The sequence below is a fragment of the Lawsonibacter sp. genome, assembly GCF_022777125.1.
In the GTDB taxonomy this organism is placed as follows: domain Bacteria; phylum Bacillota; class Clostridia; order Oscillospirales; family Oscillospiraceae; genus Lawsonibacter_A; species Lawsonibacter_A hominis.
The window spans coordinates 1-12,545 of sequence record NZ_JALFGV010000128.1 but is presented as its reverse complement, the minus strand read 5'-3'; the positions used below and the strand labels follow the sequence as shown (position 1 = coordinate 12,545).

The 12,545-nt window shown below is 65.9% G+C and carries 13 protein-coding genes and 2 riboswitches; of the genes, 2 read left to right on the top strand and 11 right to left on the bottom strand.

Annotated features, from left to right (window positions below; all coding sequences use genetic code 11):
* Positions 1–184: 184 nt before the first annotated feature.
* The 11 genes from MR825_RS10530 to MR825_RS10480 all read right to left on the bottom strand — a co-directional run bounded on the left by MR825_RS10530 (position 185) and on the right by MR825_RS10480 (position 8,788).
* Positions 185–1,237 carry a sulfate/molybdate ABC transporter ATP-binding protein gene (locus MR825_RS10530; RefSeq protein ID WP_287880658.1) on the bottom strand — a complete coding sequence of 351 codons (1,053 nt, stop codon included), beginning with the start codon at positions 1,235–1,237 and terminating at the stop codon, positions 185–187.
* A gap of 1 nt (position 1,238) precedes the next feature.
* The gene (gene modB, locus MR825_RS10525) at positions 1,239–1,928 is read right to left on the bottom strand and encodes a molybdate ABC transporter permease subunit (protein ID WP_186908656.1); all 690 of its coding nucleotides are present in this window, start codon (positions 1,926–1,928) and stop codon (positions 1,239–1,241) included.
* Between the two features lie 45 nt (positions 1,929–1,973).
* The gene (gene modA, locus MR825_RS10520; RefSeq protein WP_287880656.1) at positions 1,974–2,828 is read right to left on the bottom strand and encodes a molybdate ABC transporter substrate-binding protein; all 855 of its coding nucleotides are present in this window, start codon (positions 2,826–2,828) and stop codon (positions 1,974–1,976) included.
* A riboswitch (molybdenum cofactor riboswitch) is annotated at positions 2,821–2,941 on the bottom strand. It overlaps the preceding gene by 8 nt.
* Positions 2,942–2,947: 6 nt before the next feature.
* Positions 2,948–3,433, bottom strand: a complete 486-nt coding sequence (locus MR825_RS10515; RefSeq protein WP_186908658.1) for a MogA/MoaB family molybdenum cofactor biosynthesis protein — start codon at positions 3,431–3,433, stop codon at positions 2,948–2,950.
* Complete coding sequence (locus tag MR825_RS10510; RefSeq protein WP_186908659.1) at positions 3,430–3,873, bottom strand: MOSC domain-containing protein; 444 nt, start codon at positions 3,871–3,873, stop codon at positions 3,430–3,432. Before MR825_RS10510 ends, MR825_RS10515 begins: the two co-directional genes overlap by 4 nt.
* A gap of 4 nt (positions 3,874–3,877) precedes the next feature.
* The gene (gene moaA, locus MR825_RS10505) at positions 3,878–4,852 is read right to left on the bottom strand and encodes a GTP 3',8-cyclase MoaA (protein ID WP_256175731.1); all 975 of its coding nucleotides are present in this window, start codon (positions 4,850–4,852) and stop codon (positions 3,878–3,880) included.
* Positions 4,845–5,351 carry a molybdopterin-guanine dinucleotide biosynthesis protein B gene (mobB, locus tag MR825_RS10500; protein WP_287880653.1) on the bottom strand — a complete coding sequence of 169 codons (507 nt, stop codon included), beginning with the start codon at positions 5,349–5,351 and terminating at the stop codon, positions 4,845–4,847. Before mobB ends, moaA begins: the two co-directional genes overlap by 8 nt.
* Positions 5,344–5,823, bottom strand: a complete 480-nt coding sequence (gene moaC, locus MR825_RS10495) for a cyclic pyranopterin monophosphate synthase MoaC (protein WP_186908662.1) — start codon at positions 5,821–5,823, stop codon at positions 5,344–5,346. Before moaC ends, mobB begins: the two co-directional genes overlap by 8 nt.
* 67 nt (positions 5,824–5,890) lie before the next feature.
* Entirely contained in the window at positions 5,891–7,096 is a 1,206-nt protein-coding gene (locus MR825_RS10490) for a molybdopterin molybdotransferase MoeA (protein ID WP_287880651.1), read from the bottom strand.
* A 3-nt stretch (positions 7,097–7,099) separates the two neighbouring features.
* Positions 7,100–8,125 (bottom strand): molybdopterin-binding protein, encoded by a 1,026-nt coding sequence (locus tag MR825_RS10485; protein ID WP_186908663.1) that lies wholly within the window; start codon positions 8,123–8,125, stop codon positions 7,100–7,102.
* 93 nt (positions 8,126–8,218) lie between these two features.
* A riboswitch (molybdenum cofactor riboswitch) is annotated at positions 8,219–8,361 on the bottom strand.
* A gap of 46 nt (positions 8,362–8,407) precedes the next feature.
* Entirely contained in the window at positions 8,408–8,788 is a 381-nt protein-coding gene (locus tag MR825_RS10480) for a hypothetical protein (protein WP_256175723.1), read from the bottom strand.
* A 244-nt stretch (positions 8,789–9,032) separates the two neighbouring features.
* Between MR825_RS10480 and gluQRS the strand changes: the two genes are divergently transcribed.
* Both gluQRS and MR825_RS10470 read left to right on the top strand, forming a co-directional pair.
* Positions 9,033–9,986 carry a tRNA glutamyl-Q(34) synthetase GluQRS gene (gene gluQRS / locus MR825_RS10475; RefSeq protein WP_186907210.1) on the top strand — a complete coding sequence of 318 codons (954 nt, stop codon included), beginning with the start codon at positions 9,033–9,035 and terminating at the stop codon, positions 9,984–9,986.
* Positions 9,987–9,992: 6 nt separating this feature from the next.
* The coding region (locus tag MR825_RS10470) for a UvrD-helicase domain-containing protein (RefSeq protein ID WP_287880647.1) at positions 9,993–12,545 on the top strand (2,553 nt) is incomplete at its 3' end.

The window sequence follows — 12,545 nt, the reverse complement described above, 5'->3', positions numbered from 1 at the left end:
GGGCCATTGGCCCGCGCCGGAGGGGCTCAGTCGGTCAAAAGGGCTAACGATCATGCAGGAAGGCAAACTGTTCTTGAGTAAGAGGAAGCCCACGGCAGCGTTTCGCCGCTCACAGGCGGTGAAAGAAAGACAAATCTGCAGGTGTCTTGGGAGTTTGACTGCCCGGCCCGCGCACGGGGTCGTTTCAATGTTCGCTTAGGGGCAGCAGGGCTTCCGGGGGCAGCTCCAGCCAGAGCTGCTCCGGCTGCTCCAGAGCCGCCCATTCCGCCTTGGGCCATTCGACCCGGAGCTGGGAGAAGCCCTGGCGGCCGCCGGGGGTGGAGAGCATGACCACCGTGGAGAAGACCTCCTCCACCACCCGCTCCACGCGGCATAGAAGGCGGTTTTCACCAGGCCCTTCCGCCGGGCGGAGAGAGTGCGCCCGCACGCCCACGTGGCTCAGCTCCCGGGGCAGGGGCGCGGCGCAGCGCAGCACGGCGCCCCAGTCCAGGGCCTCCAGCCGGCCATCCCCCAGGGAACGGGCCCGGGAAATGTTCTTGCACCCTGACAAAAGACAGGCCGAGAGTGTCGCGGGCGACTGAAACAGCTGGTGCACCGATTGCAGCGGCTGAGACTTGCCGTGATCCAGCACACAGACGTTTTTGCAGTTGCGGTGGACTTCGTCCCGATCATGGGTAACGAAGAGCACCGGTCCCGGGAACCGGGCGAGCAGGTCGGACAGCTCCAGCTCCACCTGCCATTTCAGGTAGCTGTCCAGAGCGGAAAAGGGCTCGTCCAGCAGCAGGACCTCCGGGCGGCTGGCCAGGATGCGGGCCAGGGCCGTGCGCTGCTGCTGCCCGCCGGAGAGCTGACGGGGATATTTGTGTTCGGTGCCCTCCAGGTGGAAGGAGCGCACCAGTCCTGCCACCGTCTCATCACGGCCCCGCCGCTCCCGCACCCCGGCGGCGATGTTCTGCTGCACCGTCATGTTGGGGAACAGCGCATAGTTTTGGAACAGGTAGCCGACCCGGCGCTTTTGCGGGGGCAGGTCGATGTGCCGCTGCGAGTCGAAGAGGGGGCGTCCGTCCAGAAGGATCGTTCCGGCATCCGGACGCTGTATGCCGGCGATGCACTTGAGGGTGACGCTTTTGCCGCAGCCGGAGGCCCCCAACAGGCCGGTAATGCCGTTTTGGGCCTCGAAAGCGGCTCTGAGCCGAAATTTCCCAAAATCCTTTCGGATATCAACGATCAGAGACACCTCACACCTCCCTGGAGCCGACGCTCCAGCGCCCGTCCCGCTCCCGCCGCTCCAGCAGATTGATGCACAGCAGTACGGCGAAGGAGATCGCCAGATTCACGAAGACCCAGCGGTAGGCCAGCGCGTCGTTGCCTTCCCGCCAGAGCTGATAGACGGTGGTGGAGATGGTGGCGGTGCGTCCGGGCGTATATCCGGAGACCATGGAAGTGGCGCCGTATTCCCCCAGCCCCCGGGCAAAAGCCAGTACCGTGCCCGCCGTCAGCCCCTGCTTGCAGCCGGGCATCAACACCCGCCAGAAGACCCAGGCGTTGGAGCGTCCCAAGGTCTTGCCCGCATAGAGCAGGCTGCGGTCAAAGGCCTCAAAGGCGCCGCGTACCGTGCGGTACATCAGCGGAAAGGTGACGATGATCACCGCGAAAATGGAGGCGTACCAGGTCATCACCAGCTTCCGGCCCCAGGCCTCCAGGATCACCCCGCCCACAGGGCCGTTGGGGCCCAGCAGCTTCAGCAGGAAGAAGCCGACCACCGTGGGAGGCAGTACCAGCGGCAGGGTGAGGACACAGTCCAGCAGCCCCTTGAGCGCTCTGGGCAGTTTGTGGACATACCAGGCGGCGAAGATGCCCAGAAAAAAGGTGAAGAAGGTGGAGATCAGGGCGATGCGCAGGGAGTTGAAGAGGGGATACCAGTCCATAGGTCACCAGCTTTCGTGCAGACATAACCGCGCCCCGCCGAGGATTCAGCCGGGGATGGAGAAGCCGACGGATTCGAACACGGAGGAGCAGGCGTCGGTCTGGAGGTAATCCAGGAAGGCGCGGGCCTCATCCTCGTGCTTGGTACGGTTGAGCACGGCGGCGGGATAGACCACGGGCTTGTGACTGTCCGCGGGGGCCTCGGCCACCACCTCCAGCCCGGCGGAATAGGCGTCGGTGCCGTATACCACGCCGCAGTCCACGGCGCCCTCCGCTACCTGAGAGGTGACCTCCTTTACGTTGGTACCGAAGGTGATCTTCTGTTCGCGGTTGAGCTGCTCCCAAACGCCCAGATAGGTGAAGATCTCTTCGGAGTACTGGCCCACCGGCACGTCGGAGTTGCCCAGAGCGATCAGGCTGACCTTGTCGGCCGCCACGTCGTCAAAGGAGGAGACGCCGGCCGGGTTGCCCTCAGGCACCACCAGGGTGACCTTGTTCTCCACCAGATTGATGCGGGTACCTTGGAGCACGAAGTCCAGCGCGTCGGTATTGCCGCCGTCGGCATCCCTGGAGGCGTCGATCTGATTCATCTGCTTCTGGGCGGCGGAAAGGAACACGTCACAATCGGCTCCCTCCTCGATCTGAGTCTTCAGCGTGCCGGAGGAATCGAAGTTGAAGGTCAACGTCACGTTGGGGGCCGCGTCCTTGTACTGTTCGGCGATCTGATTGAGGGTCTCGGTCATGGAGGCGGCGGCGAAGACGATGAGCTCCACGGCTTCGGCAGCGGGCGTTTCAGGGGCTTGGGTCTCCGGAGCGGGAGAGGCGGCGGTTCCGCCGCCGCCGCAGGCGGCCAGGGACAGGGAGAGGATCAGTGCAAGGGACAGGGATACGAGCTTTTTCATGTTGCATTCTCCTTTACAAAACGGGTAGGCACGCCTGTTTCCGGGCGCACCCCGGCCCGCCGCCGTGACAGTACGGCTGTTTTAGGCGGACAGGCTCGAAGAATCGGGACGGATCTATTTCATCGGGCGCATTCGCCCGTTGTCCCCTTTAAGATCTGAAGAGCGTGCTCCAGACTGGGGAGAATGTATTCCAGACATTCCCGCACGGCCTTGGGGCTGCCGGGGAGATTGACGATGAGGGTCCGGTTCCGGATACCCGCCGCGGCACGGGAGAGCATGGCGCGGGGGGTGATGGAAAGGGAGTGATAGCGCATGGCTTCCGCAATGCCGGGGGCGGTGCGCTCCACTACGGACAGCGTAGCCTCCGGCGTATGGTCGGTGGGGGAAAAACCGGTGCCGCCGGTGGTGAGGATCAGATCGGCCAGCTCCCCGTCGCACAGGCGGCGCAGTTCGGCGGCCAGAGGCTCCACTCCGTCCGGCAGCAGGGCCGTGTGGACGATTTCATATCCCGCCGCCTCGGCCAGCGCCCGGATGACCGGGCCGCTTTTGTCCTCCCGCCGGCCGGCGTAGCCGGAGTCGCTGAGGGTGATGACGGCAGCTCTCATAACGGCGCCTCCTCCAGAATGGTCAGCTCATCCCCGACGGAAATGACGCCGCCGTGGAGCACCCGGGTGAACACGCCCTCCCGCGGCATGATGCAGTCGCCCATGACCTTGTAGATCTCACAGTGTGCGTGGCACTGTTTGCCGATCTGAGTCAGCTCCAGCACCACGTCGTTGCACTGGAATCTGGTGCCTACCGGCAGAGATTTGAAATCGTAGCCCGCCACCACCAGATTTTCTCCAAAGGCTCCGTCGTCCACAACAGCGCCCCGGGCGCGGAACTCCTCCACCCGTTCGTGGGAGAGCAGGGAGACCTGCCGGTGCCAGGCGCCGGCGTGCGCGTCGTTTTCAATGCCCCAGTCCGCCCGGAAGCGGGCGCTGCCCACGTTCCGTTTCTGGGTTCCCTTCTGCCGGCTGGTACAAACAGCAATGACTTTGCCCATCGGTTTACCCTCCAATCTGATTCATCGTCTTACCCTCGTCCCCGAGGCTGCGTCCCTCGGAAAAATGGTGGCAGGCGGGCTTTTCCAGAATGGCCCGCTCCATCGCCGCCAGCAGCGTCCGGTCGTCCGCCCCCGCCTCCATCAGGGCCTTCAGGTCCGCCCCCTGTTCGTACTGAAGGCAGGTTTTCAAAAACCCCGTGGCGGTGAGACGGACCCGGTTGCAGTCGCCGCAGAACTGATGCGTCATCGCGCTGATGAAACCCACGCGGCCGGCAAAGCCCGCAAAGGTCACATACCGGCCCGGTCCGGCCCCGTCTCCGCGCCCGGCCGGGGCGGCGGGCCCATACGCGGCCTCCAGGCGCTGCAGCACCTCCGCCTCGCTTCTGCGGGAGAGCGTGCTCCCCAGGCCGATGGGCATCAGCTCAATGAAGCGTACGGCCAGATCCCGATCTCTGGCCAGCGCGGTCAGAGGGACCAGCTGAGCGTCGTTCTCCCCCATGGGCACGCAGTTGAGCTTGACGGAGAGTCCCGGCGCGGCCAGGGCGGCTTCCAGCCCCTGCAGGGCGTCGTCCAGCGCGTCCCGCCGGGTAATGGCGGCGTACTGCGCCCGGTCCAGGGTGTCCAGACTGAGATTCACACCGGAGAGCCCCGCCTCCATCAGGCCGGGCAGCTGCTGCTTCAGCAGCACGCCGTTGGTGGTCAGGCTCACGCTTTGAATGCCCTCCACGCTCCGGATCCCCCGCACCAGCTGTGCCAGGTCCCGGCGGACCAGCGGCTCCCCGCCGGTGAGGCGCACCTTGTCTACCCCCAGCCGGGCGAGCAGGCCGACCAGACGCAGCAGCTGCTCATAAGAGAGCACCGCGCTGTGCGCCACCCACTCCACGCCCTGCTGCGGCATGCAGTACACACAGCGCAGGTTGCACCGGTCGGTGACGGAGACGCGCAGGTAATGGATGCGCCGCCCATAGCGGTCAAGCACGGTACTCGCCTCCTTGGTTGACATAATCCAAGATGACCTGCGCAGCCGCGGCCGCGTCTCCAAAGGGGATGCGCCGCACTCCGGGCAGCTCCAGCGGCAGGTCGGTGACCAGGGCCAGCAGGGTGGAGGCGTCGCACACGCTCCGTTCGGAGTTGCCCGGACGCACCAGCTCCAGCTTGGGCCACGCCGTATGCTTGAAGCCCTCCAGCAAAATCAGGTCAGCCTCAGGAAATTGGGCGATCAGGGCGTTCTCGTCGGCGGTCTCCCGCTTGACGATTTTGTACTTCTCCCCGTCGAAAATCGAGGTGCCCCAGGCTCCGGCGGCCATAAAGCGTCCGGTGTCCGTGCCGGGCGGATCGGGAAGGAAGCAGTGGCCGTCGTGCTTGATCACCGCCACCTGCAGGCCGGCGGCGGTGAGGTGGGGGAGCATTTCCACGATCAGGGTGGTCTTGCCCGAATTTTTTACCCCGGATACCGCAACCACGGCAGGCCTATCCACGGTCATACACCCCCGATTTGCCGCCTTCTTTATGGACCAGGTGGATGTCGGAGAGCTCCATGGACCGGTCCACAGCCTTGCACATATCGTAAATGGTCAGCAGAGCCACCGTGACCCCGGTCAGCGCCTCCATCTCCACCCCGGTCTTGCCGGAGAGCTTCACCGTGCACTCGGCCTGGATGGCGCCCTCCTCCTCCAGAACGGTGAAATCCACCGAGGCGTGGGAGAGCATCAGCGGATGACAGAGCGGGATCAGGTCGGAGGTGCGCTTGGTGGCCATGATGCCGGCCACCCGCGCCACGCCCAGCACGTCCCCCTTGGCGGCGGTGTGCCCCAGGATGGCATCCAGCACCGGGCGGGAGACCCGGATTTTTCCGCGGGCGGACGCCGCGCGCAGCGTGGGCTGCTTGGGGGAAACATCCACCATAATGGCGTTGCCCGCCCCGTCGAAGTGATTGAAGTTCGCGTCCATCGTATGATAGGCCTCCGTATCGGTAGATTCCGTATTTCAGGGCGCGGCGGTTTCTGCGCCGGCGCCGCTACAGCAGCAGTACCTCCACCAGCCGCCCCGGCTCCAGCGGCCCGGTCCCGGCCGGAAGGTCCACCAGGCAATTGCAGCCCACCAGAGAGGCCAGCTGTCCGGAGGAGTGCCCCTCCGGCAGGCTGACCCGGCCGTCCTGCCAGCGTCCGCGGAGAAAACGGCGGCAGGGACTTGACTTGGAGAACGCAGTGTCCAGCCGGGCGCTCCTCCGCTGGGGCAGCAGGCGCTCCTCCCCGGACAGGGCGCACAGCATCGGCCGGGCCAGCAGCTCGAACGTGGCGGCGGCGGCAAAGGGGTTGCCGGAGAGGGAGAGAATGGGCTTGCCGCGACGGGTGGAGTAGAGGGCCGGGGTGCCGGGCTTGACGTTCAGGCGCCAGAATACCGTCTCCGCGCCCAGCAGGGGGAGGGCCTGGTGGAAGATATCCTTGTCGCCCACCGAAACGCCGCCGGTGGTGATCAGCGCGTCGCAGCAGCCCAACAACCGCTCCATGGTTTCGGCCACAGCCTGTGGGTCGTCCCCCGCGTGCTCGCCGCCGGCCTCCGGAATGCCCAGTTCGCTCAGACGTGCGAGCAGCAGATTCAGATTGGACCCGTAGATCTTTCCGGGGGGAAGAGGGTGCACGTGGGGGTAGACCACCTCGTCTCCGGTGGAGAGCACGAATACCCGGGGCCTGCGCCGGACGGGCACCTGGCACACGCCCGCGCTGGAGAGAAGGCCAACGGCCGCCGCGTCCAGGCGGATTCCGGCGGGGAGCAGCACGGTCCCGGAGCGATAGTCCTCTCCCCGGTTAACATAATTTTCGCAGGGCCGCAGCGGCTTGTAAATGGAGACCACCGGATCGCCCTGGTCGGTATCCTCCTGCCGCAGCACGCAGTCGCATCCGGCGGGCAGCATGGCTCCGGTCATGATGCGCGCGGCGGCGCCGGCGGTCAGGGGGAGGAGGGGCACGCCTCCGGCGTATACCGTCTCCACAACGCGCAGGCGGACGGGCCGCTCCCAGGAGGCGGAGGCGATGTCTGCCGCGCGCAGTGCGTACCCGTCCAGCGGGGAGCGGTCAAACGGGGGCTGGTCCAATGGGGCGGTCACGTCGGCGTCCAGCGTGTAGCCCAGGGCGTCGGGAACCGGCAGCGTCTGGGTCCCCAGGGGAGCCAAAGCGCCGGTGATCAGGGCCACGGCTTGTTCCAATTCGATGCCGGTCACCATCCGCTACACCCCTTTTCCAAAGGAGCAGTTGGGATAGTGGCACTCCGGGCAGCTCAGGCAGAGCCCGCCGTGTCCCAGTCCCTTCAGGTCGGCCCGGCCGAGGCGCACATCCGCCGCGATGCGGGGGAGCAGCAGATCAAAAATGGTGGCCCTGGCGTACATCACGCAGCCGGGGAGGCCCAGGATCGGCGTGCCGTCCGGGAAGTAGCCCAGCAGGAACATGGCGCCCGGCAGAACCGGCGCGCCGTAGGACACGATCTCCGCCCCGGTGTTCCGGATGGCGCCGGGGGTTTTGTCGTCCGGATCCACGCTCATGCCGCCGGTGCAGAGGATCAGGTCCACGCCCTTGGCCTGATACGCCAGAGCGGCGGCGGTGATGGCCTGCATGTCGTCGCCGGGCAGGCAGTGTTCGGTGACGGAAATGCCGTAGGCGGCCAGCTTATCCATGATCACGGGCGTGAACGCGTCCGGAATAAGCCCGTTGGCCACCTCGCTGCCGGTGGTGATGAGGCCGCAGGTCTTCCGCTTCCACGGCGTCAGGGAGAGAAGGGGGGCGCTCCCGGCCCGGGCCTCCGCCGAGCGAAGGGCTTCCTCCGATATGACCAGCGGGATGATGCGCATGCCCGCCAGCTTGTCGCCTGGATGCACCGCCGTATTGGTGTGGCGGGTGGCGATCATGATGTCGTCTGCTCCGTTGAGGGCGGCAAGCCGCGCCACATCCACCTGAAAGAGCCCGTCGCGGTCGGCAATGAGCTCGATCTTACCCTCCTTGACCGGCGTGGGATGCATGTGCTCGTTCTGGCACAGCGCGCGCAGCCGTTCGGCGGCTTCGTCCTCGTGGAGCATGCCGGGCGCCTTTTCCCATACGTACAGGTGCTGCTTGCCCATGGACAGCAGCACCGGGATGTCCTCCGGCGCGACCACGTGCCCCTTGCGGAACCGGGCGTCCTTCGTGACGCCGGGAATGATCTGGGTCAGATCGTGGCAGAGCACGTGCCCCACCGCGTCGCGGGTGTCGATCAGCTTCATGAATCTAGCCTCCCCAAACGATAAAAACGGGAACGCCGTCTGACAGACAGCGCTCCCGCACAGCACAAAAGACCGAACACGATCCAAAGCCGTGTTCCAGCGAAAGCAGCCCCTTTTCAAAGACGGAAGGCCGCACCGTTTCCGATACGACCCAGACCGGAGCCCGCGCGGGACCCGGCGGCGGAGCGTCATAGGCCGTAGCCCTTAGACGGTTCCGCTCGGAGCAGGATGGATTGTAGGATCACTATACCATGCTTGACCGCAAAAGGCAACAGAAACTTGCTAGTCCCTCCGGCGGGAGAGCAGAGCGGCGCACAGGTCGAACAGACTGCCCAAGCTCAGCAACAGTCCAAAGCGTACCGCTCCGATGGAGGCGAAGCGCCAGAGCAGCGCGGTAGTCAGGACGGACAACGCCAGACAGCCCGCCTGCCCCCACAGCACACCGCCGGTACGGGGCAGCCGTGCGTTGAGGTAGCTCCTGCCGCACAGCAGGAACACGGCGGCAGCCAAAATCAGCAGTTCATAAACCGTCCGGGGCAGAAGCTGGAAGCGGACGGCGGCCAGCGAATGGAACACGGGGGCCAGAATGTGGTGGAGCATCAGCAGAACAAAATAGAGCAGATAGAGTATAAAATAGATCCGTTTTGATCTGCTCTGTGTCATAACCCAATACCCTTTCATGCTTTTTTTATGATAACCTCCTGTTGATCATATGGGGGTAGCTTGTAGCAAGGCTATTCAAGAGAAATCATAATGTATTGCCCCTCTCGCCTAAAATTACAGTTTAAATATATCATTTTTGCCCAATAAGATCAACTTAAGATCGTGAAATATGGCGTTTTTGCCATTCGTATCGGCGGGAGGAATGTGGTAAGGTTACAGGGAACGATACAGGAGGTGAGGCGGCATGCACGCACCTGTCCGGGGGCGCTTTGCCCCCAGCCCCAGCGGAAGAATGCACCTGGGCAATCTGTTTTCCGCCCTGTTGGCGTGGCTTTCGGTGCGCGCGAAGGGGGGCGTCATGGTCCTGCGGATGGAGGATCTGGATCCGGACCGCTGTCGGGAGGAATACGCGCTCCAGCTGGCGGACGATCTGCGCTGGCTGGGTCTGGACTGGGACGAGGGCTATGGAGCGGGCGGTCCCCATGGCCCGTACCGGCAGAGGGAACGCACCGAGCGGTATGCCGGGGCCTTTCAGGCGCTGGAAGCGCAGGGGCTGGTCTATCCCTGCTTCTGCACCCGGGCCGAGCGTCTCGCGGCCAGCGCGCCCCACCGCTCGGACGGCTCGGCGGTCTATCCGGGGACCTGCCGGACGCTGACGCAGGCGGAACGGGAGCAGCGCGCCCGTACCCGCAGCCCGGCCTGGCGGCTGATGGTCCCCGACCGGACGGCGGGCTTTACCGACGGCCTCCAGGGGAGCTATGCGGAAAACCTGGGCCGGGACTGTGGGGATTTCATCCTCCGCCGGTCCGACGGGGTGTATGCCTACCAGCTGGCGGTGGCGGTGGATGACGGCGGCATGGAGATCAGCGAGGTGGTGCGGGGCCGGGATCTGCTGGACTCCACGCCGCGGCAGCAGTACCTGCTGGAACTGCTGGGCCTTCCCAGTCCGGAGTATTACCATGTCCCGCTGCTGCTGGCGCCCGACGGGCGGCGGCTGTCCAAACGGGAGCGGGATCTGGACATGGGGGTGCTGCGGCGGCGCTATACCCCGGAGGAGCTGACGGGCCTGCTGGCCCATCTGGCGGGCCTGCTGGAACGAAGCACGCCGGTGCGGGCGGGGGAGCTGGTCTCCCGTTTCGACTGGGCGCGCGTGCGTTCGGCGGATGTGATTGTGGACGATACGATTCTGAGAGGGTGAGGTCCTATGTATCTTGCAGACCTGCATATTCACTCCAAGTACTCCCGGGCCACCAGCCGCGACCTGGAGCCGGAGCGGCTCTCCGACTGGGCGCGGCGGAAGGGGATCGGTCTGGTGGGCACCGGAGACTTTACCCATCCGGCCTGGAGGGCGGAGCTGAAGGAAACGCTGACCGAGGCGGAGGAAGGGCTTTACCGGCTCAGGGACGGCCCGGCGGATGCGCCCCGCTTTGTGGTCACCGGAGAGATCAGCACCATTTACAAAAAGGACGGCAAGGTGCGCAAGGTCCACTCCCTGATCCTTCTGCCCCACCTGGAGGCGGCGGAGAACCTGTCCCGGCGGCTGGAGGCCATTGGAAACATCCGCTCCGACGGACGGCCCATCCTGGGCCTGGACTGCCGGGACCTGCTGGAGATCACTTTGGAGACCTGCCCGGACGCGGTCTTCCTCCCGGCCCACATCTGGACGCCTCACTTCTCCCTGTTCGGCGCTTTTTCCGGCTTTGATACCATCGAGGCGTGCTTTGGGGACTTGAGCGGGCATATCCATGCGCTGGAGACCGGCCTCTCCTCCGATCCGCCTATGAACTGGCGGCTTTCCGCCCTGGACGGTTATACCCTGGTTTCCAATTCCGACGCCCACTCTCCCGCCAAGCTGGGGCGGGAGGCCAACCTGCTGGAGACCGGACGGTCCTATCCGGAGCTGGCCCATGCCATCCAGACCGGGGAGGGCTTTTATGGCACCATCGAATTCTTCCCGGAGGAGGGCAAATATCATTTCGACGGTCACCGCCCCTGCGCGCAGTGCCTCTCGCCGGCGCAGGCCCAGGCGGCGGGAGGAAAGTGCCCGGTCTGCGGCAAGCGGCTTACCACCGGCGTACTGCATCGGGTAGAACAGCTTTCCGACCGGCCCGAGGGCTTTCGCCCTGCGGCCGCCAGGGCGTTTGAGTCTCTGGCGCCGCTGCCGGAGGTCATCGCCGCCTCGGAGGGCGGCTCCGCGTCGGGCAAACGGACGGCGGCCAAATATGAAGATATGCTGGAACGGCTGGGGCCGGAGTTTACCATCCTCCGGGAGACGCCCATCGAGGACATCCGGCATGCGGCGGGCCCCTGTGTGGCCGAGGGGATCCGCCGCCTTCGGGCCGGCGAGGTGGAGCGTCAGCCGGGTTACGATGGGGTATACGGCATGATCGGACTGCTCACGCCCGCCGAGCGGGAGACGTTCCGGGGCCAGGTGAGCCTCTTTGGGAGTCCGGCGCCCCGGCGCGGACCGGCCGCCCCCGACGGAGGAGCGCCGGCCCCAAAGAAGCGGACAAACGAACGGGAGCTCCCCCAGACGGAGGAAGCGCTCAACCCGGACCAGCGCGCGGCGGTGGAGGCGCAAGCGCCCACCGTGGCGGTGGTGGCGGGACCGGGGGCGGGCAAGACCAAGACCCTGGTGTCCCGCATCGCCTGGCTGGTGGAGCAGGGCGCCCGGCCCGGCACGATCACGGCGGTGACGTTCACCAACAAGGCTGCCGCCGAACTGCGGGAGCGGCTGGAGGCCCGCCTGGGCAAGCGCCGGGCCCGGGCCATGACCATCGGTACGTTCCATTCCATCTGCCTGACGCTGCTCCGGGGAGAATTGGGCGTCCGCCGGCTGGCCGACCCCTATGAGCAGCGGGCGCTGGCCGCGTCCGTGCTGGCCGGGCTGGGGCGGAAGGACAGTCCGGGGAAACTGCTCCAGACGGTCTCCCGGGCAAAAACCAGCGGCCGGCCGACTGAGGAAGCGGCGGTAGAGCGGTATCAGGAACGGTTGACCGGCGCGGGCCTGCTGGACTTTGACGATCTGCTGCTGGAGACCCTCTCCCGCTGGGAAGGGGGGCGGACGGACGCGCGCTTCACCCACCTGCTGGTGGATGAATTTCAGGATATCGATCCGCTGCAATACCGCCTGATCGCCGCCTGGCGGAGGGACGGAGGGAGCTTGTTTGTCATCGGGGACCCGGATCAGTCCATCTACAGCTTTCGGGGGGCGGACGCGGCTTGCTTCGACCGCCTGCGCTCCGACTGTCCCCAGACGCGCACGATCACGCTGACCCGGAATTACCGCTCCACCCCGGAGATCCTGTCCTGCGCCCTGCAGGTAGTGGAGGAAAACGGCGGGGCCGGGCGGCGTCTGACGGCGGCGCGCCCCTCCGGCGCCGCCGTGCGCCTGCTCCACGCGGAGAGCGAGCGGGCGGAGGCCGTTTTTACCGCAAAGGAGATCGCCCGCAGGATGGGCGGCATAGACATGCTGGAGGCCGGCGCGCTGGAAGCCGGGCGGAGCGGGCGCTCCTTCGACGATTTTGCGGTGCTCTGCCGCACCCGCCGCCAGCTGGAGGTACTGGAGGACTGCCTGACTCACGACGGCCTCCCGTGCCGTGTGGTGGGGCGGTCGGATTTTTTGGAGGACCCGGCGGTGCGCGGCGCCCTGGACTGGTTCCGCGCCCATCCCGGCGCGGAAGCCCCGGAACGGCAGGTGGAGCGGTGGATGACAGGCAGGGGACCTTCCCAGGCGCTGGAGCGGCTGCGGAATATG